The organism is Pseudoalteromonas sp. TB25, assembly GCF_000497995.1.
Classification (GTDB): Bacteria; Pseudomonadota; Gammaproteobacteria; order Enterobacterales; family Alteromonadaceae; genus Pseudoalteromonas; species Pseudoalteromonas distincta.
On the sequence record NZ_AUTI01000035.1, the window covers coordinates 1 to 2,583 of the forward strand.

The following is a 2,583-nucleotide window of genomic DNA, read 5'->3' on the forward strand; positions in this document are numbered from 1 at the left end:
GGCTGCAACTGCAAGGTAAGTTTTACCAGTACCTGCAGGGCCAATACCAAAGGTAATGTCGTGGTTTAAAATATTAGCCACATAAACACCTTGGTTGTCGTTACGTGGTTTAATTACACCACGGCGGGTTTTAATAACCATTTCTTTGCCATAAGCGCTGCTGGATGCATCTTGCTCTAAGGCTTTTGATTCGGTAATAGCTAAATGAACGGCGTCGGGTTCTATTTCGCCTAAAACACCACGAACTGGCTGAGTATCAACATAAAGGTTTTTTAAGATTTCTACAGCGCCGGCGCAGTTGTGTAGTTTACCGGTTACTTTAAAAAAGTTGTCACGGTGAATTATTTCAACAGCCAGGTGGCGTTCAATTTGTTTGATGTTTTCGTCAAACGGGCCACATAAAGAAGATAGGCGTTTGTTATCGGCAGGTTCTAAATAAATCTCTAATGTTTTTAACTGATTACTCAAAATTGCTTCCTATAGTACTGCGCCAGCGTTAACTGGCGCTAATTGTGTGACTAAGGAACGAAAGTAGCTACGCCAATTTCGTTAACAGTGTCTGGTTTTGGCTCTGCAGCTGCAGCTTTAGTTAAAATAGCTGAAGGAGCGACTTCACGTCGTAAGTTCATTTCTGATTCTGTACGAATTAAGTCACCACGTAAAGAGTTAGGTAGTGCTTCGGTAATACGTACATCAACAAACTGTCCGATCACAGTGTGCGGGCCAACAAAATTTACTACACGGTTGTTTTCTGTACGGCCACGTAATTCCATAGGGTTCTTCTTAGAAGGACCTTCAACAAGTATACGTTGCTCTGTATCGAACATTTGACGACTAATTTGCTGCGCCATTTGTGTAATACGGTTTTGTAGTAAGTATAAGCGTTCTTTTTTCTCTTGCTCTGTTACGTCATCCGGCAAATCTGCCGCTGGCGTACCTGGGCGTGCGCTGTAAATAAAGCTAAAGCTCATATCAAAACCTATGTCGCTAATAAGCTTCATGGTTGCTTCAAAGTCTTCTTTGCTTTCGCCTGGGAAACCAATAATGAAATCTGACGACATACTTAAGTTAGGACGAATTTTACGTAACTTGCGAATTGTCGATTTGTATTCAATTGCCGTATGGCCACGTTTCATTAGGTTTAATATACGGTCTGAACCACTTTGTACTGGTAAATGTAAGTGATCTACAAGCTCTGGCACATCGGCGTAAACGTCGATTATATCTGGGGTAAATTCTACCGGGTGCGATGTGGTGTAACGAATACGGTCAATACCATCAATAGCTGCTATAAGACGAATTAAATCAGAAAAGTAACAAATTTCACCATCGTGCGTATCACCGCGGTATGCGTTTACGTTTTGACCTAAAAGATTTACTTCACGTACGCCTTGCTCTGCAAGTTGTGCAACTTCAAGTAGTACGTCATCTACTGGGCGACTAACTTCTTCACCGCGAGTATAAGGTACAACACAAAAAGTACAGTACTTAGAACAGCCTTCCATAATTGATACGAAAGCAGATGGGCCATCTGCTTTTGGCTCTGGCAGACGGTCAAATTTTTCAATCTCTGGGAATGAAATATCAACAACCGATGAGCCTTTGTCGCCTTGCACTTGTTTAATCATTTCTGGTAAACGGTGTAGCGTTTGCGGACCAAAAATAACATCTACAAATGGCGCACGTTGGCGAATAGAGTCACCTTCTTGTGAGGCAACACAACCACCTACACCAATGATTAAATCTGGCTTGTCGTCTTTTAATAACTTCCAGCGACCTAATTGGTGAAATACTTTTTCTTGTGCTTTTTCACGAATTGAACAGGTGTTAAGTAAGATTACGTCGGCATCTGTTGCATCTTCAGTTAGCTGGTAGCCGTTGGTGGCATCTAAAAGTTCAGCCATTTTCTGAGAGTCGTATTCGTTCATCTGACAACCCCAGGTTTTAATATGCAGCTTTTTGCTCATTGAAATATAGCCTCGTGTTCAATTCGATAGTGGCACAAAAATGTGCTTGAAACAGGATTAAGGAGCAAGCATGCTCACTTAAAGGAGGCGTATTTTAGCTGGATACCCGTCCAGATCCAAGTATAGTTTTCATGTTTGTGATCTCAAATCAATACGAGGCGAGTTTAATCAGCGGTTAGGGATATCCCCTGGTATAAAACAAATTAATTTTGATACAATCAAAACAGACTCAAGTAATAATAAAATGATGAAAAACATGACTAAAAATAATGTGATAGTAGTTGGCGGTGGCATGGTTGGCGCGGCTATGGCGATAAAGCTTGCTCAACAGGGCTTTGGCGTACGCATAATCGAAAAACACCTAATAGACCCATCACAGATTCTTAGTAGTGATAAGGTTGATATTAGAGTGTCGGCTATTAATCGTTTTTCAGAAAATTTACTTGATGAATTAGGAGCAATGCCGCTTTTAAGGCAAAACCGCATAGCGCCTTATCAACAATTAGAGGCATTTGAGCGCGGTGGTGATAATTTATTGTTTGACTGCTCCGATATAAACACCACGCATTTAGGCCACTTAATTGAAAATAGTTTAATTCAAGCAAGTTTATGGCAG

The 2,583-nt window shown here is 41.0% G+C and carries 3 protein-coding genes; 1 reads left to right on the forward strand and 2 read right to left on the reverse strand.

The features are described 5' to 3' along the window. Together L652_RS0100660 and miaB are read right to left on the reverse strand one after the other, a co-directional pair. On the reverse strand, window positions 1-468 hold a 468-nt coding region (locus tag L652_RS0100660), incomplete at its 3' end, for a PhoH family protein (RefSeq protein WP_024603182.1). A gap of 50 nt (window positions 469-518) precedes the next feature. Then, window positions 519-1,967, reverse strand: a complete 1,449-nt coding sequence (miaB, locus tag L652_RS0100665) for a tRNA (N6-isopentenyl adenosine(37)-C2)-methylthiotransferase MiaB (RefSeq protein ID WP_002958544.1) — start codon at window positions 1,965-1,967, stop codon at window positions 519-521. Window positions 1,968-2,211: 244 nt separating this feature from the next. Between miaB and L652_RS01000000123125 the strand changes: the two genes are divergently transcribed. Then, window positions 2,212-2,583 (forward strand): NAD(P)-binding protein (locus tag L652_RS01000000123125; RefSeq protein ID WP_024603183.1); only part of this gene is annotated, 372 nt, incomplete at its 3' end.